At 70.5% G+C, this 23,024-nt stretch carries 19 protein-coding genes and 1 riboswitch; of the genes, 11 read left to right on the top strand and 8 right to left on the bottom strand.

Going from position 1 to position 23,024, the window contains the following annotated elements; translation table 11 throughout:
• Window positions 1–293: 293 nt before the first annotated feature.
• Together AC3AOF_RS28800 and AC3AOF_RS28795 are read right to left on the bottom strand one after the other, a co-directional pair.
• A complete protein-coding gene (locus AC3AOF_RS28800) occupies window positions 294–755 on the bottom strand; it encodes a MarR family winged helix-turn-helix transcriptional regulator (RefSeq protein WP_236987637.1) in 462 nt (153 codons plus the stop codon).
• Window positions 756–976: 221 nt separating this feature from the next.
• Window positions 977–1,342 carry a hypothetical protein gene (locus AC3AOF_RS28795; RefSeq protein ID WP_236992624.1) on the bottom strand — a complete coding sequence of 122 codons (366 nt, stop codon included), beginning with the start codon at window positions 1,340–1,342 and terminating at the stop codon, window positions 977–979.
• Window positions 1,343–1,564: 222 nt separating this feature from the next.
• Between AC3AOF_RS28795 and AC3AOF_RS28790 the strand changes: the two genes are divergently transcribed.
• The 3 genes from AC3AOF_RS28790 to AC3AOF_RS28780 all read left to right on the top strand — a co-directional run bounded on the left by AC3AOF_RS28790 (window position 1,565) and on the right by AC3AOF_RS28780 (window position 4,777).
• Window positions 1,565–2,455 (top strand): C40 family peptidase, encoded by an 891-nt coding sequence (locus AC3AOF_RS28790; protein ID WP_236987638.1) that lies wholly within the window; start codon window positions 1,565–1,567, stop codon window positions 2,453–2,455.
• Window positions 2,456–2,694: 239 nt separating this feature from the next.
• Window positions 2,695–3,300 carry a ComEA family DNA-binding protein gene (locus AC3AOF_RS28785; protein ID WP_236987639.1) on the top strand — a complete coding sequence of 202 codons (606 nt, stop codon included), beginning with the start codon at window positions 2,695–2,697 and terminating at the stop codon, window positions 3,298–3,300.
• Window positions 3,301–3,514: 214 nt separating this feature from the next.
• The gene (locus tag AC3AOF_RS28780; protein ID WP_488347185.1) at window positions 3,515–4,777 is read left to right on the top strand and encodes a hypothetical protein; all 1,263 of its coding nucleotides are present in this window, start codon (window positions 3,515–3,517) and stop codon (window positions 4,775–4,777) included.
• A gap of 52 nt (window positions 4,778–4,829) precedes the next feature.
• Here the strand turns inward: AC3AOF_RS28780 and AC3AOF_RS28775 are convergent, their stop codons facing one another.
• The 3 genes from AC3AOF_RS28775 to AC3AOF_RS28765 all read right to left on the bottom strand — a co-directional run bounded on the left by AC3AOF_RS28775 (window position 4,830) and on the right by AC3AOF_RS28765 (window position 8,283).
• Window positions 4,830–6,107 carry a D-amino acid dehydrogenase gene (locus AC3AOF_RS28775; protein ID WP_488347184.1) on the bottom strand — a complete coding sequence of 426 codons (1,278 nt, stop codon included), beginning with the start codon at window positions 6,105–6,107 and terminating at the stop codon, window positions 4,830–4,832.
• Between the two features lie 133 nt (window positions 6,108–6,240).
• Window positions 6,241–6,345, bottom strand: a riboswitch (glycine riboswitch).
• 107 nt (window positions 6,346–6,452) lie between these two features.
• On the bottom strand, window positions 6,453–7,415 hold the full coding sequence (locus AC3AOF_RS28770; RefSeq protein WP_236987642.1) for a CobW family GTP-binding protein: 963 nt from the start codon (window positions 7,413–7,415) through the stop codon (window positions 6,453–6,455).
• Window positions 7,416–7,479: 64 nt separating this feature from the next.
• Window positions 7,480–8,283 carry a creatininase family protein gene (locus AC3AOF_RS28765; RefSeq protein WP_488347183.1) on the bottom strand — a complete coding sequence of 268 codons (804 nt, stop codon included), beginning with the start codon at window positions 8,281–8,283 and terminating at the stop codon, window positions 7,480–7,482.
• Window positions 8,284–8,490: 207 nt separating this feature from the next.
• Between AC3AOF_RS28765 and AC3AOF_RS28760 the strand changes: the two genes are divergently transcribed.
• The 5 genes from AC3AOF_RS28760 (at window position 8,491) to AC3AOF_RS28740 (ending at window position 13,961) form a co-directional block, all read left to right on the top strand.
• Window positions 8,491–9,066, top strand: coding sequence for a MarR family winged helix-turn-helix transcriptional regulator (locus tag AC3AOF_RS28760; protein ID WP_236987644.1), 576 nt, complete (start codon window positions 8,491–8,493; stop codon window positions 9,064–9,066).
• Between the two features lie 204 nt (window positions 9,067–9,270).
• Complete coding sequence (locus AC3AOF_RS28755) at window positions 9,271–12,351, top strand: PAS-domain containing protein (RefSeq protein WP_488347182.1); 3,081 nt, start codon at window positions 9,271–9,273, stop codon at window positions 12,349–12,351.
• A gap of 83 nt (window positions 12,352–12,434) precedes the next feature.
• Window positions 12,435–13,118 carry an SDR family NAD(P)-dependent oxidoreductase gene (locus AC3AOF_RS28750; RefSeq protein ID WP_488347181.1) on the top strand — a complete coding sequence of 228 codons (684 nt, stop codon included), beginning with the start codon at window positions 12,435–12,437 and terminating at the stop codon, window positions 13,116–13,118.
• Window positions 13,119–13,213: 95 nt separating this feature from the next.
• Window positions 13,214–13,528: a type II toxin-antitoxin system MqsR family toxin gene (locus tag AC3AOF_RS28745; RefSeq protein WP_236987647.1), complete on the top strand. Its 315-nt coding sequence runs from the start codon at window positions 13,214–13,216 to the stop codon at window positions 13,526–13,528.
• Window positions 13,521–13,961, top strand: a complete 441-nt coding sequence (locus AC3AOF_RS28740; protein WP_236987648.1) for a type II toxin-antitoxin system MqsA family antitoxin — start codon at window positions 13,521–13,523, stop codon at window positions 13,959–13,961. The genes AC3AOF_RS28745 and AC3AOF_RS28740 overlap by 8 nt, the downstream gene beginning before the upstream one ends.
• Window positions 13,962–14,025: 64 nt before the next feature.
• On the opposite strand, the gene AC3AOF_RS28735 is transcribed toward AC3AOF_RS28740, so the two are convergent.
• Complete coding sequence (locus AC3AOF_RS28735; protein ID WP_236987649.1) at window positions 14,026–14,649, bottom strand: TetR/AcrR family transcriptional regulator; 624 nt, start codon at window positions 14,647–14,649, stop codon at window positions 14,026–14,028.
• A 150-nt stretch (window positions 14,650–14,799) separates the two neighbouring features.
• Between AC3AOF_RS28735 and AC3AOF_RS28730 the strand changes: the two genes are divergently transcribed.
• The 3 genes from AC3AOF_RS28730 to AC3AOF_RS28720 all read left to right on the top strand — a co-directional run bounded on the left by AC3AOF_RS28730 (window position 14,800) and on the right by AC3AOF_RS28720 (window position 19,725).
• Window positions 14,800–15,498: a PspA/IM30 family protein gene (locus tag AC3AOF_RS28730; protein ID WP_488347180.1), complete on the top strand. Its 699-nt coding sequence runs from the start codon at window positions 14,800–14,802 to the stop codon at window positions 15,496–15,498.
• 40 nt (window positions 15,499–15,538) lie between these two features.
• Window positions 15,539–15,811 (top strand): YiaA/YiaB family inner membrane protein, encoded by a 273-nt coding sequence (locus tag AC3AOF_RS28725; RefSeq protein WP_488347179.1) that lies wholly within the window; start codon window positions 15,539–15,541, stop codon window positions 15,809–15,811.
• Window positions 15,812–16,305: 494 nt separating this feature from the next.
• Window positions 16,306–19,725, top strand: coding sequence for an acyl-[ACP]--phospholipid O-acyltransferase (locus AC3AOF_RS28720; protein ID WP_488347178.1), 3,420 nt, complete (start codon window positions 16,306–16,308; stop codon window positions 19,723–19,725).
• A 58-nt stretch (window positions 19,726–19,783) separates the two neighbouring features.
• On the opposite strand, the gene AC3AOF_RS28715 is transcribed toward AC3AOF_RS28720, so the two are convergent.
• Complete coding sequence (locus AC3AOF_RS28715; protein WP_236987653.1) at window positions 19,784–21,394, bottom strand: ABC transporter substrate-binding protein; 1,611 nt, start codon at window positions 21,392–21,394, stop codon at window positions 19,784–19,786.
• A 774-nt stretch (window positions 21,395–22,168) separates the two neighbouring features.
• Window positions 22,169–23,005, bottom strand: a complete 837-nt coding sequence (locus AC3AOF_RS28710; protein ID WP_488347177.1) for a class I SAM-dependent methyltransferase — start codon at window positions 23,003–23,005, stop codon at window positions 22,169–22,171.
• Between the last annotated feature and the right edge of the window lie 19 nt (window positions 23,006–23,024).

Here is a 23,024-nt window from a genome sequence, read left to right as displayed (position 1 = left end):
GGGTGACGCCTTGCGCGAAGGCCTGGGCAGGTCACGGGTCTCACGTCGCGGCGCACTCGCTGGTCCGGTCTCGGGGCCAAGAACCCGAGGACTCAGTGGGAGAGTTCCCTCGCGCAGGACTCTCTTGCGAGACATCGCCTTGCTTCGGGACAGATCCGTCGAGGACGCATTCCGCGGCCCGGATTTCCTCGCGGCGGACGGCGCACCTCTCCCGTCCCTTTAAGCGGGGTCGGCCGTGGCACTCAAGAAGGAATTGTTAACCGGCAAAACAATCGCTGCGCCGGTGGCCGGCGTCAGGCGTCGCCGCCGAGGGTGGCGATGAGGGCGTCGAGTCGCTGGCGCAGATCGGCGATCTCGCCCTCGGACATCTTCAGGGTCTCGACCACGGAACGGCGCACCGCCACCGCCTCCTCCTGAAGGGCCTGGCCCTCCTCGGTCAGGCTGATCTCGACCTCGCGCTCGTCGGCCTGCCGCCGGGTGCGGCGCACGTAACCGGCCGCCTCGAGGCGCTTGAGCACCGGGGTCAGCGTGCCTGAATCGAGGCGCAGGCGCCGGCCGATATCCGAGACCGTCAGCCCGTCGCTCTCCCACAGCACGATCAGCACGAGGTATTGCGGATAGGTGAGGCCCAGCCGCTCGAGGAGCGGCCGGTAGCACTTCGTCATCCGATGGGAGGCGGCGTAGAGCGCGTAGCAGAGCTGATTGTCGAGCCGCAACGCTTCCACGCCTGACAGGACAGGCTCGAGAGAGTTCATGTGCACACCATTCCAACGGCACCCGGGCGCCGCCCTCGCCGCAGGATCCTCATCTCGCCAGCGTAACACGCCGGACGGACCACCGAAATCCACACCAATGGGTTCGATGGTGAACAATCATCTCTCGAATGGGGCTCCGTCCGCAACAGCATAAGATGGGCGACCGTATCGCGGCCGCCCGAATCTCACCGCCGGCCCGGATCCTACCGCCGGCCCGGATCCTACCGCCGGCCATCCAGCGGCGGACGGGTGCGGCGCTCGACCACCAGGGGCCGGCCGGCCCGGCGCTCGACGATCACCGTGCGCGGGCCGCGCAGGCCGCCGCCGGTGCTGATGATCCGCTCCGGCGCGCGCTCCGTCTTCTTGGCCGCCTGGGCCTGGGCCGCCTGGAGCACGTGCGGGCGCACCTCCTCGGGGGGCAGGCCGATCAGGCCCGCGGCGATCTCGACCTGCTGCTCGACGTCGTCGGCGAGGTCCTGCGCCGCGGCCACCGCCTCGGAGATGGTGGGGGGCTCCTTGCGCACCCGGATCGGCGGCAGGTTGCGGGGCTTGTCGGTCGGCTTCTTCACGGGGCGGCTCATCATCATGCGGCTGAGCATAGCGCAGGCGTCGCGATTGTTGCAGTGCAACACGCGCATGTCCAACCCTGCGCCGCTCGAATGGTTGCGCCGGTCTCACGGTTAGCCCGCGCTGGCCGCAGGAGAATCCGACCCGCCCGCAAGGCCTCGACGGGATATCGGGCATAAGGTCGCACCCGTGTGGGAGGCCGGCTTGCCCGGGCCGGACCGTCCTGAGACACTGGAATCACCATGACCGATCTTCCCCGCCTCGACCCGCGCCTGACTCCGGCCCGGCCCGATCTCGCCGACGAGCGTCTGCGCGGGCGGGTCGAGGCGGCGGCTTACGTGCCCGGCCTTCCGCACCGGATCACTGTCCCCGTCGCGCCCCTGCGGCGCGCGCCAGACCCGGCCGCCGGCCTCGACAGCGAGGCTTTGTTCGGCGAGGCCGCGACGGTCTACGACATCCGCGACGGCTGGGCCTTTGCGCAACTCGCCGCCGACGGCTATGTCGGCTACCTCCCGGCCGAGGCTTTGGGGCCGGTCGATCCGGCTCCGACCCACCGGGTCTCGGCCCTGCGCACCTTCCTCTACCCCGCCGCCGACCTGAAGCGCCCGGTCCTCGGCGCGCTCGGCCTCGGCGCGCAGGTCGCGGTGGCGGCCCGGGAGGGCGCCTATGCGCGCCTCTCCGATGATCGCTTCGTCTGGGCCGGACACCTCGCGCCCCTCGACGCGGCCGAGCCGGACGTCGCCGCGACGGCCCTGCGCTTCCTCGGTACGCCCTATCTCTGGGGCGGGCGCAGCAGCCTCGGCCTCGACTGCTCCGGGCTGGTGCAGACGGCGCTCGCCGCAGCCGGCCTCCCGGCCCCCCGCGACAGCGACCAGCAGGAGGCCGCCCTCGGCGAGGCGGTAGCGATCGGGCCCGATCTCGCCGGCCTGCGGCGGGGCGACCTGGTGTTCTGGCGCGGCCATGTCGGGATGATGCTGGACGAGACCCGCCTGATCCACGCCAACGGCCACCACATGGCGGTGGCGATCGAGCCCCTGGCCGAGGCGGAAGCGCGCATCCGCGCCGGCCGGACCGGGCCGGGCACGGGCGACGGGGCGATCCGCGCGGTCAAGCGCCTGACACAGGCCGCCTGACGATGCTCCCCGGAGAACGACATTCTCCTTCACGGGTCCCGGCGATCCTTCGGCCCAATCCTTCGGCCCCGGTAACCTTCGGGCAATCCCACCCGGCGGGACGGAGAATCCCCGCGCGAATCCGTGGACATCTGGCGGAATCTTGACGTTGCGCGATTGTGGCCGCCTCGCGCCGGCCATAACCCGTTGTAGAATGGCGCAGACGCTCCCGTCTCGAGCCCTGAGGACACCCGCCCCCGATGCTGACCGGTTCGGCCATCACCCGCGCCCTCGTCATCGTCGTGCTGGCGGCCGGCCTCGCCGGGCTGTGGCAGTTCTTCATGCCGCGCGCGGCCGGCCCGCACCTCTCCGAGCCGCCCAAGGTGTCGGAGTCGCCCAAGGTATCGGAGTCGCCCAAGCGCGCCGAGGCGAGCCGGAGCGCTCCGCCCCCGCCCGCACCGACGAGCGAGGCCGGCGATCCGGTGCGCTCGGTCTATCCCGGCCCGCGCCCGGCCGACCCGCCGGCGCAGCGCCCGCCGGTCGTGGCGGAGGCGCCCGCCCCGGCGCCGGTCCCCGCTCCGGCTCCGATCCCGGCTCCTGCGCCCTCCCCTCCCCCGGTCTTCACCCCGGCCGCCCCGTCCGCACCGCTGCCGCAGGCCGACACGACCGCCGACGCGACGCCCTCGACCGGCACGGTCGACCTCAACACCGCCAGCGTGGCGGAACTGAACGGATTGGGCGGCGGCATGATCGGCAAGGCGATCATCGCCAGGCGGCCCTACGCATCGCCGGGCGAGCTCCTGTCGAAGCGGGTGCTGAGCCGGGCGACGTACGAGAAGATCAAGGATCAGGTGACGGTGCGGTAGGACAGCCGATCGTCGATCCGGCCGGCCCGACGCCTGATTGAGTTGGCCGACACGATCGAACGAGCGAGCACGCAGGTAAAGGGCCGCCTCCCTCCTGCTTCAGTATCGAGCCGAACATGTCGCTGCGTCGGGAACGGGCGGACAGCCAAAGCACGCTGGAAAGTGCCGCCGATCATCGATATCGAGGAACGCTCATCTGGACGAGCGGCGCGCAGTGACGATGGATACCCACGAGCAGCGCCTGGAGGCGATGCATCCCCTGCTGGAGGATGGCGCCGAGGCTCCGGGACGGAGCATACCGAGCACGAGCATCCCTGGGGCTGACCAGTGGGTCGGAGAGTTCCACTGGCGAACGCGGCGCGGTCCGGCCTTCGTGCTCTGGTCGTTCGGTAGGCCCGATGGTGCGCTCAACGCGCGATATCCGGACGGCTCCAGGGGCATGATCGTCAATACGCTGGACCACGGGCCGAGGCGGCGCGCGTCGGGGCCGCGACGATGGACCTACGGGACGATGGACATCGAGGAGAACGACGTCGCTTTCCACGACGGCGTTCAGCCCGTTTACGCGCCGCCCGCACCGGATCCGTTCGACCTGGAAGCCGTGCTGGCGCGCGATCCCGGCTTCCTGGCGGCCCTGGCGGACGATCGCTTCGCGCAGGCGATCTACGCCGTCTTCCAGAATCGGACCTTCATCGAAACCCGCAGCGGCCGGACGTGGATGTGCGGCGACCGGCAGGCCGCTCACCTGGTCGCAAACCTTCGCGGACTGGGGGAGAGCTACCACGACTATTTCCTGACCGAGTTCGAAGGCACGTGGCCGGACGATGAGGCAGCCCGCGTGACGTCGCTCCAGGGCATGATGTCCCTTCTTGGAGGCTCGCTTCCCATCCCCGACATCAAACCCGCGGCGAGACCGGTCCTGAACCCCGACGGATCGCGCGAGGCGATCCGCGACGAGGCGCATGCAGGAGTGGCCGATTCGGATTGGCGCGGGCAAGCCGAGCAGCAATGGCAGGCCGCGAAGGACATGCGAGACAGTTTCGCTTCCAGCGCGCGCGCCGCCCTCGCCGAGATCGAGCGGCAACCGAACCGTGACGTGTACGAAGTCCTGCGCGGCCATCTCGCACGCCTCGGCTGGCGCACGGAGAACGACGAGGACCGCGACCGGGCGAGAGCGGCGGCGCGGGAAGACGGCCTGGAGGTGTTGCAGGCCGTCAAGCAGCGGGAGGGCCGCCCGGCAGGCGAATGCCCGAGCTGGGCCCAGCCCATCCTCGATCGCCGAGGGCGCCAAACCGGCTGGAATGGCTTTCGTCTGGTCGCGACGGCGGTCCTCGCCGGGCTTGGCGAGGACGAGCGCGAGGTCGAGTTGGGCAGGGTCCAGCGCCGGCTCGATGACCTGGCGATCACCGGCCGTCTCGGCGAGGAGGAGTATGCCGATCTATCGGGCCGCCTGTCGAGCAGCGCCCTCGATCGATGACGAGACATCGATCGTCGGCCCCCGATGTGCTCGGCATCGAGGGCCGACCCGATCACGCCGCCAGCGGCGCCGGGATCTCGGTCTCGCGCTCGGTCACGAGATCCGCGGCGATGCGGCCGGAGCCCGCCGCCATGGTCCAGCCCAGCGTGCCGTGGCCGGTATTGAGCACGAGGCCGCGGATCGGGGTGCGGCCGAGATAGGGCACGTTCGAGGGCGTGGTCGGGCGCAGGCCGCTCCAGGCGGTGGCGGCAGAGAAGTTCCCGGCACTCGGGAAGGTGCGGCGGGCATTCTCCAGGATCGCCGCGACCCGGGCGGCGTCGAGGTGGCGGGTATAGCCCGACAACTCGGCGGTGCCGGCGACGCGCAGGTGGCTGCCGAGGTTGGAATAGACGAGCTTGTACTCGTCGTCGGTCAGGCTGACCTGCGGCGCGCCGTTATGCCCCTCGATCGGGATCGAGACCGAGTAGCCCTTGGCCGGGTAGATCGCGAGGTTCACGCCGTAGCGGCGCAGGAACGGCGCCGACCAGGAGCCGAGCGACACGACGACGTTCGGGGCGGCGAGCCGCTGGTGCCCGCCCTCCACCATCACCTCGACCCCGGTGATCCGGTCGCCCGAGGGGGAGAGCAGCAGCCGCGTCGCCTCCGAGCCGTACAGGAAGGTCGCCCCCATCGCGGCGGTGCGGGCGGCGAGCGCCTGGGTGAAGGCGCGGGCGTCGCCGCTCTCGTCCTCCGCCGTGTAGGTGGCGCCGACGACGTCCCGGATGCTGTCGGCGAAGGCGGGCTCGATCGCCAGCACCTCGTCGCGCGAGACCACCCGGCGCTCGCAGCCGTGCCGGCGCATCAGCTCGGCGACGGGCTTGGCGGCCTCGAACTCCTTCAGGTCACGGTAGAAATGCAGGATGCCCAGCGTCTTCTCCGAGTAGGCCAGGCTCTCGGTGGCGCGGATCTCCTGCAGCTTGGCCCGGCTATAGGCGCCGAGGCGCACGATCTCGACGGTGTTGCGGCGCGCCCGCTCGGGGGTGCAGTTACGCAGGAAGCCGGCGATCCACGACCATTGGTGCCGGTCGAGGCGGGGGGTGAAGAGCAGCGGCGCCTTCGCGTCGAACAGCCACTTCATCACCTTGAGCGGCGCGCCCGGATTGGCCCAGGGCTCGGCATGGCTCACCGAGATCTGGCCGCCATTGGCGTAGCTGGTCTCAAGGCCGGCGCCACCCTGGCGGTCGACCACGCAGACCGACAGGCCCGCTCGTGCCGCCCAATAGGCGGTGGCGGTGCCGACGACGCCGGCGCCGAGCACGATGAGATCGAAGGAGGTCTGTTGTCCCGACACGCGTTCCATCCTTCCCGCCTCGTCGAGGCAGGTCACGGGTTTGGAACTCTGTTCGGGTGGCCTGAGAGATTCGCCGGGTTCGCGACCCGGCTTGCTCCATCGGCGGGCGTCGTGGCGCCCTCTCCAGAGTGTCCTCTCGATCGCGGTCCTTTCACCTGAGAGCTTCGGCGCGCAGCACGGCTGGCACGCCTTTCCCCTTCGGTGCCGGCTCGAAGCCGGTCTCTCCCGCGACCATCAACGGACGGCCAAGCCTGTAGCACGGCCGTCCGGATCGCAAAAGGGCCCAGTCGCAAAAGCGCAAGAATCGGTCGCTGCCGCTCAAGAGGGCGGACCGATCCCGCCGCCTCAGGCGCGGCAGGCCTCGAACCCCTTGCGGATCTGCTCCGGGTCGAGGTGGCGGCCGATGAAGACGACGCGGGATTCCCGTGGGTCGCCCGGCTTCCACTCGTCCTGGAGGTCGCCGTCCAGGATCATGTGGACGCCCTGGAACACGAAGCGGCGCGGCTCGTCGGGGAAGCTGACGATGCCCTTGCAGCGCAGGATGTCCGGTCCCTGGACCTGGGTCAGGTCGGAGATCCACGGCATGAACTTGTTGGGATCGACTGCGCCCGGGAGCCGGGCCGAGATCGACTGGATCTCGTCGGAATGGTGGTGGTGGTGGCCCTCCTCCAGGAATTCCGGCTCGATCTCGATGATGCGGGCGAGGTCGAAGGCGCTGCGGCCGAGCACCCGGTCGAGCGGCACGGCGCAATGCTGCGTGCGGTGGATCTCGGCGGACGGGTTGAGGGCACGGATCTGGCGCTCGACGGCATCGAGGCCGGCCTCGTCGACGAGGTCCGACTTGTTGAGCAGGATCACGTCGGCGAAGGCGACCTGATTCTTGGCCTCGGGGGCGTCCTTCAGGCGCTCGGACAGCCACTTGGCGTCCACCACCGTCACCACCGCGTCGAGGGTGGCGGCCTCGCCGACATCCTGGTCGACGAAGAAGGTCTGGGCCACCGGCGCCGGGTCGGCGAGGCCGGTCGTCTCGACGATGATGGCGTCGAACTTGCCCTTGCGCTTCATCAGCCCGTCCATGATGCGGATCAGGTCGCCGCGCACGGTGCAGCAGATGCAGCCGTTGTTCATCTCGAACACTTCCTCGTCGGCGCCGACGACGAGGTCGTTGTCGATGCCGATCTCGCCGAACTCGTTGACGATCACGGCGTAGCGCTTGCCGTGCGGCTCGGTGAGGATGCGGTTGAGGAGCGTGGTCTTGCCGGCGCCGAGATAGCCGGTGAGCACCGTGACGGGGATCTTGTCGGACATGCGGGGCCGTCTGTTCGCGAAGGTTCGGGGCGCCGGGGGGCGCCGCGACGGGTGATATAGTGTGTCACTCCGTCCGGCGCGAGGCCGCATCCGGCAGGCTGAAACGGGCGACGTCGCGCAGCAGGTCCACGAAGGCGCGGGCGCCGTGATCGAGGAGAGCGCGCCCGGCCTCCGCCGTCCCGAGGCGGGCATCGCCGATGGCGCCGTCCGGGTTGAGGTCCTGGGCGTGCCAGGCGAAGGCGGCCGGGCGGCCGGCGCGCAGGTGAGTGTAGGCCCGCTCGATCTCCCGCGTCGCCGGCACGAAATCGCGGATCGCGGCGCGCCGCACCAGGTCGGGCCGGAGCGCCAGCATCAGGGCGGTCTCGATCCCGCCGCCATGGATGCCGTGGCGCACCTCGTCGTCGGGAAACAGCCCCGGCGGGGTGCCGAAGCGGCTCCAGGCGGTGGTGACCGCCACCATCCCGTGCCGGCCGCGCAACCCCAAGGCCACGAGGTCCATGAGCGCGCTGTTGCCGCCATGCGACGACACGATGACGAGCCGGCGGCAGCCCGCCCGCGCGACCCCGTCGCCGATCTCGCCCCAGGCCCGGAGCGCCGTCTCGGGCGCCAGCGTCAGGGTGCCGGGAAAATCCGTGTGCTCGGGCGACAGGCCGACGCTCTGGACCGGCAGCACCCGCACGTCGAGGCCGTCGGGGACGAGCTCCGCGACCCGCGCCAGGTAGCCCTCGGCGATGACGACGTCGGTCGAGAGCGGCAGGTGCGGCCCGTGCTGCTCCACGGCTGCGACCGGCAGCACAGCCACGGTGGCGCTTAAACCGCCGTCGCGGCACTCTTCGGTGGTCAGGTCGCCCCAGGGCCGGGCCGGCATCGCGTCGCTCCTCCGATCGGAGCCCGCATCATAAGCCGCGGACGGATCGGCCGAAACCGGCGAGCGTTATGCGGATCGTCCGTCATCCAGGCGTCACAGGCGGGCTGGCATGTGCGCCCTTGGGGCGCCACGGGGCGCTCGACCCGCTGCGCTTGCGCTCATGGCGCCTGCGCGGCAGGATTGTCTCGAGAACAAGGGCGACACGCCATGGCAGCGAGCGAGCAGGCTTTGGCCGTGGACGTGCCGCGCCGGGCGGCCAAGCGCCTCCGGCCTCCGGGCGCCAAGAGCGTCGGCTGGGCCCTGATGCAGGCGGCGCGCCTCCATCGCGGCCGCATCGGCGACCGCCTGGCGGAACTCGACCTCTTCGCCGGTCAGGAGCAGGTGGTGCAGGCCCTGGCCGCCGCCGGCACCATGACCATGGGCGACCTCGCCGCCACCCTGCGGGTGCGCCCGCCCACCGCCTCGAAGACCATCACGCGGCTCGCCGCCATGGGGGTGGTCGAGCGCCGGACCGAGGCCGGGGACGGCCGCATCGTCCGGGTGCGCCTGACCGAGGCGGGCCTCGCCAAGGCCGCGGCGATCGAAGGCCTGTGGGACGAGGTCGAGGCCGAGATGCTGGGCGGCTTCGACAACAAGGAGCGCCGGCGCCTGCGCAAGCTCCTGCGCCGCGCCACCCGCAACCTCGCCGAGGCCGCCGGCCTCGAGGCGCACGAATCCGACGCCGAGGCGGAGGACGATCTTGACGGCGGGCTCGACGGCGATTCCGGCCGGGACATGGACTGACAAGATATGAACTAACAAATGGACCGGACGGGCAAGCCCGTCCCGGTCCGCCGGATGGACGACGTCGAACGCGCGACGGCCTATCTCGAAAGATCAGGCGCCGTATAACGGTTATTGCCTTACCAAAGGCACCACCCTTCCGTCTTCTGCTGTCCGGACGACCAGCTTGCGGCGGGCGCAAGGTCGTTGGGCCGGTACAGACGAGTGTCCGAACACATCGACGACAGCGGAATCGAGGCGGGATCGCCGGTCATCCGCGCGCGCCCGCTCCGGACCCATATCGCGGCCCTCGCCGTCGCCCTGCTGGTGCCGGCGCTCGTCATCATCGGGTTGATCGCTCAGCGCTGGGTCCAGGCCGAGCAGGCGCGGATGGAGGAGCGGACCGCGACGCTCAACGCGCATGCGGTGGAGCAGATCGACCGCTTCCTCAGCGGCCAGATCGCGATGCTGCAGGCGCTCGCCACCTCGCCGGCCCTGGAGACCGGGGATTTCGCCCGGTTCGACCGCCAGGCGCGGGAACTGGTGCGGCTGCAGGGCCTCAACATCGTGCTGCGCGACCTCGACGGGCAGCAGCGGGTGAACACCCGGCTGCCCCGGGGCGCCGTCCTGCCCCGCTCCGTCCTCGCCCATGACCGGATCGTGATGGCGACCGGCGCGCCGGTCGTCTCGGACCTGTTTCCGGGCACCGCCACCGGACGGCCGATCGTGGCCGTCACGGTGCCGGTCCGGCGCTACGGGGCCGTGACCCATCTCCTGCACGCCACCCTGCCGGCCGCCCTGTTCGGCGAGGTCCTGCGGGCCGCCGGCGTCGCCGCCCCCTATTCCGGCTCGGTCACCGACCGGCAGGGCGTCATCATCGGCCGCTCCGTCGACACCGAGGCCGCGGCCGGCCAGCCCCTGCCGGGCTTCCGGTCGATCGCCGGGTCGTCGGGGCAATGGCGGGGCCGCAACCTGAGCGGCATCCCGGTCTTCGGCACCCATCACCACTCGACGCTCTCGGGCTGGGTGGTGACGATCGGCATCGCGCAGGCGGCCATGCGGGCGCCCCTCGTCACCTCCGTCCTGCTCCTGGCGCCGGTGATCCTCGGCCTCTCGCTGATCGCGCTGGTCGCCTCGCTGCTCGTCGGGCGCCGGATCATGCGCGGCAAGGCCCTCCTGTCCCAGGCGGCGGACGAGCTCAGCCGGGGCGTCCGGCTGCGGATGCCGGTGACGCCGATCCGGGAGATGAACGAGGTCGGGGCGGTGCTGGCCCAGACCTCCGCGATCCTGCACCGGCAGGCGGACGCCCTGCGCGAGAGCAACGCCGACCTGGAGGACCGCATCACGGAGCGCACCCGGGAACTCGTCGAGAAGGAGGCCGTCCTCAAGACCACCCTCGATGCGATGGACCAGGGCCTGATCATGGTCGACGCGCAGGGCCGGGTCGCGGTCGCCAACCGGCGGTTCGCCGAACTCCTCGACCTCGACCCGGCCTTTCTGGCCGCCTCCCCGTCCCGGGCCGAGATGCGGCAGGTCCTGAGGGCGGCGGGCGAGTATGCGGAACTCGATCCGGCCTTCGACCACGCGATCGCGGTCGGGGATCTCTCGGTCATCGGCGGGTGCTACGAGCGCAGGCGGCCGAACGGCACGATCCTGGAGGTCCACAACGCGCCGACCGCGTCGGGCGGGGTCCTGCGCACCGTCACGGACATCACGGCGCGGCGCGGCGCCGAGGCGGCCCTGCGGCACAAGAAGGCGCTGCTCGACGCGACGCTCGCCAACATGGACCAGGGGGTGCTGCTGATCGACGCCGCGGGGGTCGTCCAGCTCTGCAACGAGCGGGCGATCGATCTCCTCGGCCTGCCGCAGGCCTTCCGCCACGGCCGGCCGTCCCTTGCCGACCTCGTCGCCTGGCAGGCCGCGAGCGGCGAGTTCGACGCCGCGGCGGCGGGCGAACCGTGGCTCAGGCTCTCCTGCGACCTCCTCGGCGCCCCGCCGGTCTACGAGCGCACGCGCCCGAACGGCACCGTGCTCGAGGTGCGCACCGTGCGCCTCGCCGAGGGCGGGGCGATCCGCACCTTCTCGGACGTGACCGAGCGCAAGCGGCGCGAACTCGCGGTCCTGGAGGCCAACCGCGTCGCGGAGGCGGCGCGGCTCCAGGCGGAAACGGCGAGCGCGGCCAAGACCGAGTTCCTCGCCACCATGTCGCACGAGATCCGCACGCCGCTCAACGGCGTGATCGGCTACGCCGAGCTCCTCGTCCGCGCGGGCGACCTGCCGCCGGAACAGGCCAGCCGCGCCGAGCGGATCCAGGCGGCGGGCCAGGCCCTGCTGACCGTGGTCAACGACGTCCTCGACTTCTCGAAGATCGAGGCGGGGCAGATCGACCTCGACCCACAGCCCTTCGTACCGGCGGCGCTCGCCGACGACGCGGTCTCGATCGTCCGGATCGCCGCCGACGCCAAGGGCCTGGCGCTGGATGTCACGATTGCCGCAGGCTTGGCTCCCCGCCTGGTGGGCGATCCCGACCGGCTGCGCCAGGTGCTGCTCAACCTCCTCAACAACGCGATCAAGTTCACGCCGGCGGGGCGCGTGACCCTGCACCTGTCGAGCACGCCGCTGGCGGACGGGCGCCACGCCCTGCGGGTCGCGGTCGGCGATACCGGGATCGGCATCCCGGCCGACCGGCTCGATCGCCTGTTCCAGCGCTTCAGCCAGGTCGACGGCTCGATCCAGCGCCGCTTCGGCGGCACCGGCCTCGGCCTGGCGATCAGCCGTCGGCTGATCGAGGCCATGGGCGGCGAGATCGGAGTCGAGAGCCGGCCGGGCGCGGGCTCGACCTTCCGGTTCACCGTGCCCCTGGCGGCGGCGGAGGGAGAGGCGGCCCGGGAGCGGCCCATCCCCGCGCCGTGCGCCCGGCCGGCCCGGATCCTCCTCGTCGAGGACAGCCCGATCAACCAGGACCTCGCCCGCGCGATCCTGGAGCGAAGCGGCCACCGGGTCAGCCTGGCGAGCGACGGCGCCGAGGCGATCTCGGCCGTGCAGGCCGACACCTACGACGTGGTGCTGATGGACGTGCAGATGCCCGGCACCGACGGGCTGACGGCGACGCGCCACATCCGCGCCCTCGGCTCCCCGGCGAGCCGCCTGCCGATCGTCGCGCTCACCGCCAACGTGCTGCCGCAGCAGGTCGCCCAGTTCCGCGCCGCCGGCATGGACGACCATGTCGGCAAGCCGTTCCGGCCCGACGAATTGCTGGCGGCGGTGGAACGCTGGACCGCGAAGCGGACGGCCGACGCCGCCTGATCTCCCCGCTTGCCGCGGCGGCGCGAGACCTCCATCTCTCCGCTCGATCTTTTGCGCCGCAACCGACACCGGAGGAGTCCGTCATGGCCAAGGAACGCAGCGCGTTGATCGTCGGGGCCTCGCGGGGCTTGGGGCTCGGCTTGGTGCGGGCCTTCCTCGCCCGCGGCTGGGACGTCACCGCCACGGCACGGGGCGAGGCGCCCGCGCTCGCGTCCTTGAGCCCCGCCGCGCCTGCGCTTGCCCGGGTCGACATCGACGACGACGCGGCGGTGGCACGCCTGCACGACGACCTCGCCGGGACCAGCTTCGACGTGGTGTTCGTGGTGGCGGGCATCGCCGATGGCGCCCATGTGCCGCTGCCGCAGGGCGACCGGGCGACGGCCTTGAAGGTCTACGAAACCAACGCGGTGAGCCCGATCCGCTTCGCCGAGACCTTCGCCGACCGGATCGCCCCCGGCGGCCTGATGGTGCTGATGAGCTCGGTCCTCGGCAGCGTCGCGCTCAACGAGAGCGGCGGCTGGGAGAGCTACCGGGCGAGCAAGGCCGCCCTCAACACGCTGGCCCGCAGCTTCGCCACCCGCCACCGCGACGCGCCCTTCGGCACGGTGCTGATGCATCCGGGCTGGGTGCGCACCGACATGGGCGGGCCCGACGCCGACATCGACGTCGCCACCAGCGCCGGGGGGATGGCGGAGGTGGTCGAGGGGCGGCTCGGGCAGCGGGGCTGCGTGTACCTGGATTATCGGGGGGAGACGGTGGCGTGGTAGGGCTCTCCGCCACGCCGGAACAGACTGCACCGGCCAGTCGCGCTGACGTCGTTGGAACTGGCTGGTCGATGCACCATGATGGTGTATGATGGAGCATGTCAGAGAAGCGGAAGCCGACTTATGACCTCGACAGCTTCCAAACCTGGGCGACGAGCACACATTTCCGTGTAGCAGGATCGGCCGTCCGGACCGCGGCAGAGATTGGCTTTGGCGCAGCTGACATGATCGAAACCATTCAGAGCATGAAAAAGCGGCATTTTAACAAATCGGTTACCTCGCATCACAATCCGCGCGAGTGGCAAGACGTTTATCACGTTCCTTCGGAAGTTGGCACATTGTACATCAAATTTAGAGCCGACGCCGTCACAGAATTCTTGCTGCTGTCGTTCAAGGAGAAGAACGATGGATGACGCACCTGTCTGTCCTGTCACCGGCGAGCCGATGGTGCGGGACACCCGTCCTTTCGTGGTCTCTTATAAAGGCCGCAGGCACGATGTCGCCTTGCCGGGCTGGTACTGTGATACCAGCGGCGAAAGCATCCATTCGCGTGAGGACCTCAAGGTTTCAGATCGCGCGCTGATGACGCTCAAAGCCGAGGTCGATGGCCTTGCAACACCGAGCGAAGTCGCTCGCGTTCGCAAGAAGCTCGGCCTTTCGCAGGTGAAGGCCAGCGAGGTTCTGGGCGGCGGGCCCCGTTCATTTCAGAAGTATGAGAGTGGCGAGGTCACGCCGAGCCGCGCCATGACGAATCTCCTGCGCGTCATGGAGCGTCACCCGGAGGAGATCCGCCGGCTTGAAGCCAACATGCCTGCGGATAGTGGGTCGTCCTCATCTCGAGATTAGGATCGGACTTCTGTTGATTGCCCGCTCGTTGTCGAACGGGCTTCCGCCGCACCGATAGCGCTCCTCACTCCCCCGCCAACCCCCGCCCCAGCGCCCCCACGACGATCTCGATCTGCCCGCGCAGGACCGGCTCGCTCAGCACCATCAGCTTCTCGTCGAGGCCGAGGCTGACGAGGCCGTGGGTGGCGGAGAACAGGGACCGGGCGAGCAGCGCCCGCTCGCGGTCCCGGAGATCCGGCCGCAGCACCCGCAACGGGGCCTCGATGTAGCGGAACAGCCGCACCTGCTCGACGAGGTACCAGTCGGGCAGGGCATGCGTGACCCGGTGCTGGAACAGGGCGCGCCAGCGCGGCCGATTACCGGCGGCGAAGTGCAGGTAGGCGACCGCCAGCCGGATCAGGGTCTCCACCGCCGCGTCCCTCTCGGCCGACGTCGCCGCCCCTTCCGGCGCCGGCGCGATCGGCACCGCCGTGATCGCCCGCTCGAACAGGGCCAGCGTGCGCAGGTTGACCATCAGGATCAGGGCGTCGAGGTCGGGAAACGCCGTGTAGATCGCGCCGACTGCGCAGCCGACCTCCTTGGCGAGATCGCGCGCCTTCAGGGCCGACAGGCCGTCCGCCGCGATCGCAGCCTCGGCCGCGTCGATGAGGGCCGTCCGCAGCCGCTCCCGCCTCTCGTCGCTCCGCATGCCGTCTCCGCCTCTCCGGTGCGTGCTCGCTCCCACGCACCAGGTGCGTTTCCGCACGTGCGTGAACAACGTTCAAATTTGCGCTTGAACATCGTTCAAGGCTGTGGAAATCTCCGCTCGTGAACGACGTTCACGGAACCGGAGCCGACGATGCTCAACCTCCTCTCCACCCTCGTCCGGGGCGCCGCCGCCCGCGCCGCCGAGGACCTGCACGACCAGCACGCCTTCCTGATCCTGGAGCAGCAGCTGCGCGACGCGGCCGCCGCTCTCGACGACAGCCGCCGGACGCTGGGGCGGGCCATCGCCCAGGAGGCCGCCGACGCGAGGAAGCAGGACGCGCTCGCCACCCGGATGGCCGAGCTGGAGGCCAGCGCCGTCGCGGCCCTCGCCGGCGGGCGCGAGGATCTGGCGCAGGAGGCCGCGGAGGCCCTGGCCGAGATGGAGGAGGAGGCCCAGGCCCTCGCGACGACCCGGGCGGCCTACGGGACCGAGGTCGCCGCCCTGCGCCGCGCCGTGCGCAAGGGCACCCGGCACTTCGCCGAGCTGGAGCGCGGCCAGCGCATCGCCCGGGCGACGGACGCCGTGCGCCGCCTGCGGGCGCGGCGCGGCCAGGGCATGGGAAGCCCGGCGGCGCTCGCCGAGGCGCAGGCCACCCTGCGGCGCCTGCGCGAGGCGCAAGCGGCGGATGCCGCCTCCGACGAGGCCCTGACGATCATCGAGGCGGCGGCGCCCGAATCCCTGTGCGAGCGGCTGGAGGAGGCCGGCTTCGGCCCCCGCGCCCGGCCGAGCGCCGGCAGCGTGATGGAGCGCCTGCGCGCCAAGGCGCAGGCCAACGCGAACGCCGCCTGACCGCACCGAACCCGCAACCCGTTGTCGAGGAGACCCCATCATGACCCCGCAGACCACGCCGCACACCTCCGCCTGGGTGGCGTTCACCTACGCCTCCTTCATCGGTGCCGCCACCATGGTGGCGGGCGGCATCCTGTTCCTGCCGCTCGATCTCTGGACCAAGGCCTACCTCGCCATGGGCGTGACGATGCTGGTCCAGTCCTGCATCACGATGGTGAAGACCGTGCGCGACGTCCACGAGGGCAAGCGCCTCGTCAACCGCATCGAGGATGCCAGGGCCGAGCGCCTGCTGATGGAGATGGGCAAGGAGTAGAGCATCGTCCGACGAAGCGGACACCGGTTCGTCGCAGAAAACTATGAAAATCCAATCACTTATATCATGACTCGATGGTAGCGTCACGGTACGCGACAGGACCGTTCGCGTGCGGCTGCGACCCTTCCCACCCGTGACCTCATCCTGAGGTGTCAGTCCATCGGAGATGGACTGACCTCGAAGGAGGGCTCCAGGGACCGCGGCGGCATCTGGAGCCCTCCTTCGAGGTCGGTCGATCGAAGATCGACTGACACCTCAGGATGAGGATGAGGGTGGGAGAGCCCAAAGGCCGGCAGGCTTCAGGCTACCGTCGTGTCCCGTGTTGCCGCGCGATCGGGTGTTGCTCCAGCCGGCAGGCCGCCCGTCCCGGACATCGGATCGCCACGAGACCGCGGCACCAAAGCCGGTTAGGGTTTACCGGCTAAGGAGCGCCCACCTGCCGCGGCGGCGCCCGGCCCCTCCGCACACCCGTCACCGAGCGAGGAACGCCCCTCATGTCCGGATCGCTGATGGCCAGCCGGCGCTTCGCGCCCCTGTTCTGGTGCCAGTTCTTCTCTGCCTTCAACGATAACTTCCTCAAGAACGCCCTGGTGTTCCTGATCATGTTCGGGGCGGGCGGGGCCGGGGGCGGCGCGGATGGCGGCTCGGCGGCCCTCGTGACGCTGGCCGGCGCGGCCTTCATCGCGCCGTTCTTCTTCCTCTCGGGGTTAGGGGGCGAACTCGCCGACCGCTACGACAAGGCCTTCATCGCGCGGCGCCTCAAGGCGGCGGAGATCCTGGCGGCGGGCGTCGCGGTGCTCGGCTTCTGGCTCGCCTCGGTGCCGATCCTGTTCCTGGCGCTGATCCTGTTCGGGATCGTGGCGGCCCTGTTCGGGCCGATCAAGTACGGCATCCTGCCCGATCACCTCGCCCGTGCCGAGCTGCCGGCCGGCAATGCGCTCATCGAGGCCGCGACCTTCCTCGCCATCCTCACCGGCACCATCGCGGGCGGGCTCGCCGTCACCCATGGCGGGGCGCATGCCTTCGGGCTGCTGGTGATGGGATTCGCGGGTCTCTGCTGGCTGTCCAGCCTCGCCATCCCGAAGACCGGCGAGGCGGCGCCGTATCTCCAGGTGAACCGCAACGTGCTGCGCTCGACGGGCGGCCTGATGCGCGACCTCTACGAGGATACGCGGCTGTGGCGCACCGGGATCATCACCAGCTGGTTCTGGCTCGTCGGCGCCGTGGTGCTCGCCCTGCTGCCGGCGCTGGTGAAGGGCACCTTCGGCGGCGACGAGACCGTGGTGACGGCGTTGCTCGCCCTGTTCTCGATCGGCGTGGCGCTCGGCTCGGGCCTCGCCTCCTGGCTCTGCGCCGGGCGGATCGTGATGCTGCCGACGCCGATCGCGGCGCTGATCATGGGCCTCGTCTCCCTCGACCTGGCGCATGTCGCCGCCACCAGCGTGCCGCCCCCCTCCCCCATCGGCGCCCTCGATTTCCTCGGCTCCTGGCGCGGCGCCCGCATCGCGGTCGATTTCGTGGTGCTCGCCGCCGCCGCCGGCCTGTTCATCGTGCCCTCCTTCGCCGCGCTCCAGGCCTGGACCCCGAAGGAGCGCCGCGCCCGCGTCATCGCCGCCTCGAACGTGCTCGCCGCCGCCTTCATCGTGCTCGGCGCGGTCGGCCTCGCGGTGCTGCAGAAGGCCGGGCTCGCCTCGGCCGGCCAGTTCGTGATCGTCGGCATCGCCAACCTCGTCGCGGGCGTCGCGATCCTGGCGGTCCTGCCGACCAGCGGCTTCCGCGATTTCCTGTCGATCGTGTTCCGGGCCTTCTACCGGCTCGAGGTGCGCGGCCTCGAGAACATCGAGAAGGCGGGGCCGAACGCCATCATCGCCCTCAACCACGTCAGCTTCCTGGATGCCGGCCTCGCCCTCTCGCTGACCGAGCGCGACCCGACCTTCGCCATCGACCACACCATCGCGCAGAAATGGTGGGTGCGCCCCTTCCTGTGGCTGACCCGGGCGCTGCCGCTGGACCCGACGAAGCCGATGGCGACGCGGACCCTCATCAACGCCGTCAAGGGCGGCGAGACGCTGATCATCTTCCCCGAGGGGCGGCTCACCGTCACCGGCAGCCTGATGAAGGTCTATGACGGCGCCGGCCTCATCGCCGACAAGTCCGGCGTGCCGGTGGTGCCGGTGAAGATCGAGGGGCCGGAGCAGACATTCTTCTCGCGCCTGTCCCGCGCCCAGGTGCGCCGGCGCTGGTGGCCGAAATTCACCGTGACGGTGCTGGAGCCGGTGCGGCTCGACGTCGACCCGGCGCTGAAGGGCAAGGCCCGCCGCCAGGCCGCGGGGGCCGCGCTCTACGGGGTGATGTCGGACCTGATCTTCCGCACCGCGCCGATCGACCGCACGGTGTTCGACGCGGTGGTCGAGGCGGCCGAGCGCGAGGGCGGGGCCCGGGTCGCGGTCGAGGACCCGGTCTCGGGGAAACTCTCGTATCGCCGCCTGCTCATGGGCGCCCGGGTGCTGGGGGGGAAACTCGGGAGCCTCGCCCCGCAGGGCCGGGCGATCGGCGTGATGCTGCCGAACGCCAACGCGGCCGCCGTCACGGTGCTGGGGCTGATGTCGTCCGGCCGGGTGCCGGCGATGATCAACTTCACCGCCGGCCCGACCAACATCCTCAACGCCTGCAAGGCGGCGGAGGTCGGGACCATCGTCACCTCCCGGGCCTTCGTGCAGAAGGGCCGCCTGGATGCCCTGGTGGAGACGCTCGGCGAGAGCCTGAGGATCGTCTACCTGGAGGATGTCCGGGCCCAGGTCGGCCGGCTCGACACGCTGCGTGGCCTCCTCGGTTGGCGCCACGCGCTCCACCCCCGGAAGCCCGACGATCCGGCCGCGATCCTGTTCACCTCGGGCAGCGAGGGCACGCCGAAGGGCGTGGTGCTGTCCCACCGCAACATGCTGGCCAACGCCGCCCAGGCCCAGGCGCGGATCGATTTCGGCCGCACCGACAAGGTGTTCAACGTCCTGCCGGTGTTCCACTCGTTCGGGTTGACGGTCGGGCTGGTGCTGCCGCTGGTCTCCGGCGTGCCGGTCTACCTCTACCCTTCGCCGCTGCACTACCGGATCGTGCCCGAGCTGGTCTACGGCTCGAACGCCACCATCCTGTTCGGCACCGACACGTTCCTCGCCGGCTATGCCCGGGTGGCCCACGCCTACGATTTCCGGTCTCTCCGCTACATCCTGGCCGGGGCCGAGCCGGTGAAGCCCGCCACCCGCAAGACCTATGCGGAAAAGTTCGGCCTGCGCATCCTCGAGGGTTACGGCGTCACCGAGACGGCGCCGGTGCTGGCGCTGAACACCCCGATGTTCAACCGCTTCGGCACGGTCGGACGGATCATGCCCGGCATGGAGGCGCGGCTGGAGCCGGTGCCGGGCGTCGCGGAAGGCGGGCGCCTGTTCGTGCGCGGCCCCAACGTGATGCTGGGGTATCTCCGCGCCGAGAAGCCCGGCGTGCTGGAGGCGCCGGGGCAAGGCTGGCACGATACCGGCGACATCGTGACGATCGACCACGACGGCTTCGTCACCATCCGCGGCCGGGCCAAGCGCTTCGCCAAGGTCGGCGGCGAGATGATCTCGCTCGCCGCGGTCGAGGCGGTCGCCGCCGAGCTCTACCCGGACGCGGCGAGCGCCGTCGCGGCGCTCCCCGATGCCCGCAAGGGCGAGCGCCTGGTACTGGTGACCGAGAAGGCCGACGCGACCCGCGCCGCCTTCCAGGCGCGGGCCCGCGCGAGCGGCCTCAGCGAACTCGCCGTGCCGGCCGAGATCGTGACCGTCGACACGCTGCCGCAGCTCGGCTCCGGCAAGGTCGATTTCGCCGCCGTGACCCGGCTCGCCGCCGAGCGGACCAAGCCGGCGGAGGTGGCGGCCTGACCGCCTATCCCGGACACCCTCGTCGCCGGGTCCTTGCAGGGACCCGGCGGCCGGACTCTCAAGCCTCCAGCCAGGTATGTTCGGCGAAGGCCGACCCCATCATGCCGCCGAGCGGGTTCGAGGCCAGTCCCTTCAGCTTCGGCGACGCCGCGTCGACATTCGACTGGAAGACCGGGATGACGGTGCCGGCCTCGTTCGACACCATCGCCTGCATCTCGCCGTAGATCTGCTTGCGCTTGCCCTGGTCGAGGAGGCCGCGCGCCTCCAGCAGCATCGCGTCGAACGTCGGCGACTTGTACCGGCTCTCGTTCCACGCCGCCTGGGACTGGTAGAACAGCGAGAACAGGATGTCGGGCGTCGGCCGCGGATTGACGGTGCCGAAATGCACCGGGTCCTTGAGCCAGTGGTTCGACCAGTAGCCGTCCGCCGGAACCCGGTCGATCACCACGCTCTGGCCGATCTTGCCCGCCGCCTGCTGGATGATCGCGGCGTAGTCGAGCGAGTTGTTCGCACCTTCGGAGGCGACGATGTGGAGGTCCTGGCCGAAGATCCCGGCCTTCTGGAACAGCGACTTGGCGCGCTCCGGATCGAACTCGCGCTGCTTGAGCTCGGCGTTGAAGCTCGGGTCCCAGGGCGGGATCGGGTGATCGTTGGCGATCTCGGCCAGGCCCCGCAGGACCGACTTCTGGATCACCGGCCGGTTGACGAGGTACTTGAAGCCCTCGACCACCCCGGCCTTGTCGCCCGGCGCGAGGTCGAGCCGCAGGTTGAGCCCGGTATAGGTGCCGAGCTTGCTGACGAAGGGCACCACGGACGGGTTGCCCTCCATGATCCGCATCGAGCGCGGATGGAGGTTGGCCGCGAGATGGATGTCGCCCGACAGGATCGCGTTGAGCCGGGCGGACTCATCCGAGATCGCGAAGAATTCGAACGAGTCGACGAACGGCCCGCCGCTCTTCCAGTAATTGGCATTGCGCGCCATCACCGAGCGGACGCCCGGCTTGAACTCCTTGAGGACGAAGGCGCCGGTGCCGTTGCCCTTCGAAAAGTCCGTCGTGCCGTCGGCCACGATCATGAAGTGGTGCAGGCCCAAGATGGTCGGCAGGTCGGCATTGGGCGCCGCGAGCGTGATCCGGACCGTCTGCGGATCGAGGGCCGTCACGGCCGCGATCTGCCGGGTGATCGCGTTGACCTTCGACCCGGTGGCGGGGTCGAGGTGGCGCTTGAGCGAGAAGACGACGTCCTCCGCAGTCAGGCTCTTGCCGTCGTGGAAGGTGACGCCCTTGCGCAAGGTCACCGTCCAGACCTTGGCGTCGCGGCTGTCCACGCTCTCGGCCAGTTCCATCGTGATCCGGCCGGCGCCGTCCATCGTGGTCAGGCGGTTGTAGAGGGCGCAGCAGCGCACGTAGTCGGTGATGTTCGACGCCTTGGCCGGGTCGAGCGTATCGGCCGTGGAGGCGGAGAAGCCCGCCGCCTTGAGATGGCCGCCCCTCACCGGCTGGGCGGCGAGCGCCCCGTCGGCCCGCCCGAGCAGGGCGGCCCCGGAGGCGAGGCCGATTCCGCCCCCGAGCAGCATCTGCAGCAACTCGCGCCGGTCGGCCCCTCGCCGCAGCGCAGTCTCGATCCGCGCATCGTCACGGGGCGTCCAGTTCGGGATGGTGTCGCGCATCGGGTATCCCCAAAAGATCGGTCGAAGAGATCGGACGGCGTTCAGGCAGCAAATCCTGCCCGACGGACGGGAGTGCCGACGTGACGCGCGACCCAGGCGAGATCCGCAAAGACCATCGCGTAAGAAGACGGGCGCTTTCCGGCTCGAAGACGCCGGTCGATCGTCCGCAGGCGCTCCGGGACAAAAACTGATCGCAACATCCGTACCACCCATCCGCGCGGGATCGATCGGCGGAGGGTAGAGGCCTCGGGCGTCGACATGCCAAAAGCCGGCGGCCGGACTTGGATGGGTGATACGGCGTCCGGAAGATTCCTTCCGGACGCCGTATCACCAGCCCGCGCGGTGAAGCCGTAGGCTTCACACGCCTGAGCGAAGCTGCTTTCCGCATCGCGATGCGATCAATCCGGAACCGTATGGGGTCTTGGCTTCGCCCCTCGCCGCCTGTCCGCGAAGGAGGGTCGGTCACGGCGCCGGTTGCGATAAGGTCAATCCTCGGCGCTCGCGGCTCGCGCTGAATCGGCCGAGCTTGGCGGCATAAAATTGCGAGTTCGGGAGCCGGCACGGCAGGCCGCGCAACCTGCCATCCAGGCGTTGCACTCGCACACGCTCAGGTAGGTCGGCCATGCGGCGATGACGGACCATGGGCAGGCACCGGCGAGGCGCGGCCGATCACGTCGCCGCCCTTCGAAAAAACCGGAGCACCGGGGTCGCACAAGGCGGCCCCGGTCGTCATCGTCGGGTGGCCGGGCGCTCGAACGCCCGGCCGTCGAGGAATCAGCGCTTGCGATAGACGAACACGTCCTGATGCGCGTCGAGCTGCATCGGCCGATAGGAGACGGGTTCGAGATCCGGCGCCGCCTCGGCCACCAGGCGCTCGACCGCGTCCTTGGTGAACCAGGTCAGGCCGTACTCGTCGGTGTAGTAGGGGTAGCGGGCGTAGTAATAACCGTCCCGCGCCATCGCGGAGAGCACGGCCGGCTTGTCGAGCCAGTACTGCTCGTAGCGCTCCGCCGTCTCGGCCGAGCCCTGGCCGTGGATGGTGAACACCGCGACGCCGCCGGGCTTCAGCGCCCGGGCCACGTCGCGCAGGTTCGAGACCACGAAGTCCCGCGGCAGGTGGGTGTAGACCGAGAGCAAATAAATCAGGTCGTAGGCCTCGGACGGCTTGACCGCGGCCTGCTCCATCACCGGGACCTTGGAGGCACCGAACTCGGCGGCCGTGAAGCGGGCGCCCTCGTCGATCACGTCGCAGACCGCGATGCGCTCGCCCGGCAGGCGCCGCGACAGCTCGCGCACGATGCGGCCGTAGCCGCAGCCGATCTCCAGCGCCCGGCCGACCGAATCCCAGTCGCGCCCGGCCTCCTTCAGGGCAGTCTCCAGGATGTCGACGAACTGGCGCGCGCCGGTCGTGTAGCTCGCCACCCGGTCGGGGGCGGTCGAGGTCAGCATGAAGTCGTTGTAGTGGGCCCGGCCGATGCCGGCGACCGGCCGCGCCCCGAGGCGCGAGCCGAGGGCGAAGCGGGCCTTGCGCCCGACCGCGTAGAGGGTCGGCGAGCGCTTGATGACGTTCAGCATCCCGGGCGGGATCAGCTTGGTCGAGAGGGAGGGCACGGGTTCGCTCCGGTGGGGA

It is taken from the genome of Methylobacterium sp. 142-1Y (genome assembly GCF_057747795.1).
This window is presented reverse-complemented; position numbering and strand designations above follow the sequence as displayed.

Coding starts and splice junctions, on each gene's coding strand:
- AC3AOF_RS28800 (WP_236987637.1), bottom strand. CDS start 755: ATGAACTCTCTCGAGCCTGTCCTGTCAGGCGTGGAAGCGTTGCGGCTC.
- AC3AOF_RS28795 (WP_236992624.1), bottom strand. CDS start 1,342: ATGATGATGAGCCGCCCCGTGAAGAAGCCGACCGACAAGCCCCGCAAC.
- AC3AOF_RS28790 (WP_236987638.1), top strand. CDS start 1,565: ATGACCGATCTTCCCCGCCTCGACCCGCGCCTGACTCCGGCCCGGCCC.
- AC3AOF_RS28785 (WP_236987639.1), top strand. CDS start 2,695: ATGCTGACCGGTTCGGCCATCACCCGCGCCCTCGTCATCGTCGTGCTG.
- AC3AOF_RS28770 (WP_236987642.1), bottom strand. CDS start 7,415: ATGTCCGACAAGATCCCCGTCACGGTGCTCACCGGCTATCTCGGCGCC.
- AC3AOF_RS28765 (WP_488347183.1), bottom strand. CDS start 8,283: ATGCCGGCCCGGCCCTGGGGCGACCTGACCACCGAAGAGTGCCGCGAC.
- AC3AOF_RS28760 (WP_236987644.1), top strand. CDS start 8,491: ATGGCAGCGAGCGAGCAGGCTTTGGCCGTGGACGTGCCGCGCCGGGCG.
- AC3AOF_RS28750 (WP_488347181.1), top strand. CDS start 12,435: ATGGCCAAGGAACGCAGCGCGTTGATCGTCGGGGCCTCGCGGGGCTTG.
- AC3AOF_RS28745 (WP_236987647.1), top strand. CDS start 13,214: ATGTCAGAGAAGCGGAAGCCGACTTATGACCTCGACAGCTTCCAAACC.
- AC3AOF_RS28740 (WP_236987648.1), top strand. CDS start 13,521: ATGGATGACGCACCTGTCTGTCCTGTCACCGGCGAGCCGATGGTGCGG.
- AC3AOF_RS28735 (WP_236987649.1), bottom strand. CDS start 14,649: ATGCGGAGCGACGAGAGGCGGGAGCGGCTGCGGACGGCCCTCATCGAC.
- AC3AOF_RS28730 (WP_488347180.1), top strand. CDS start 14,800: ATGCTCAACCTCCTCTCCACCCTCGTCCGGGGCGCCGCCGCCCGCGCC.
- AC3AOF_RS28725 (WP_488347179.1), top strand. CDS start 15,539: ATGACCCCGCAGACCACGCCGCACACCTCCGCCTGGGTGGCGTTCACC.
- AC3AOF_RS28720 (WP_488347178.1), top strand. CDS start 16,306: ATGTCCGGATCGCTGATGGCCAGCCGGCGCTTCGCGCCCCTGTTCTGG.
- AC3AOF_RS28715 (WP_236987653.1), bottom strand. CDS start 21,394: ATGCGCGACACCATCCCGAACTGGACGCCCCGTGACGATGCGCGGATC.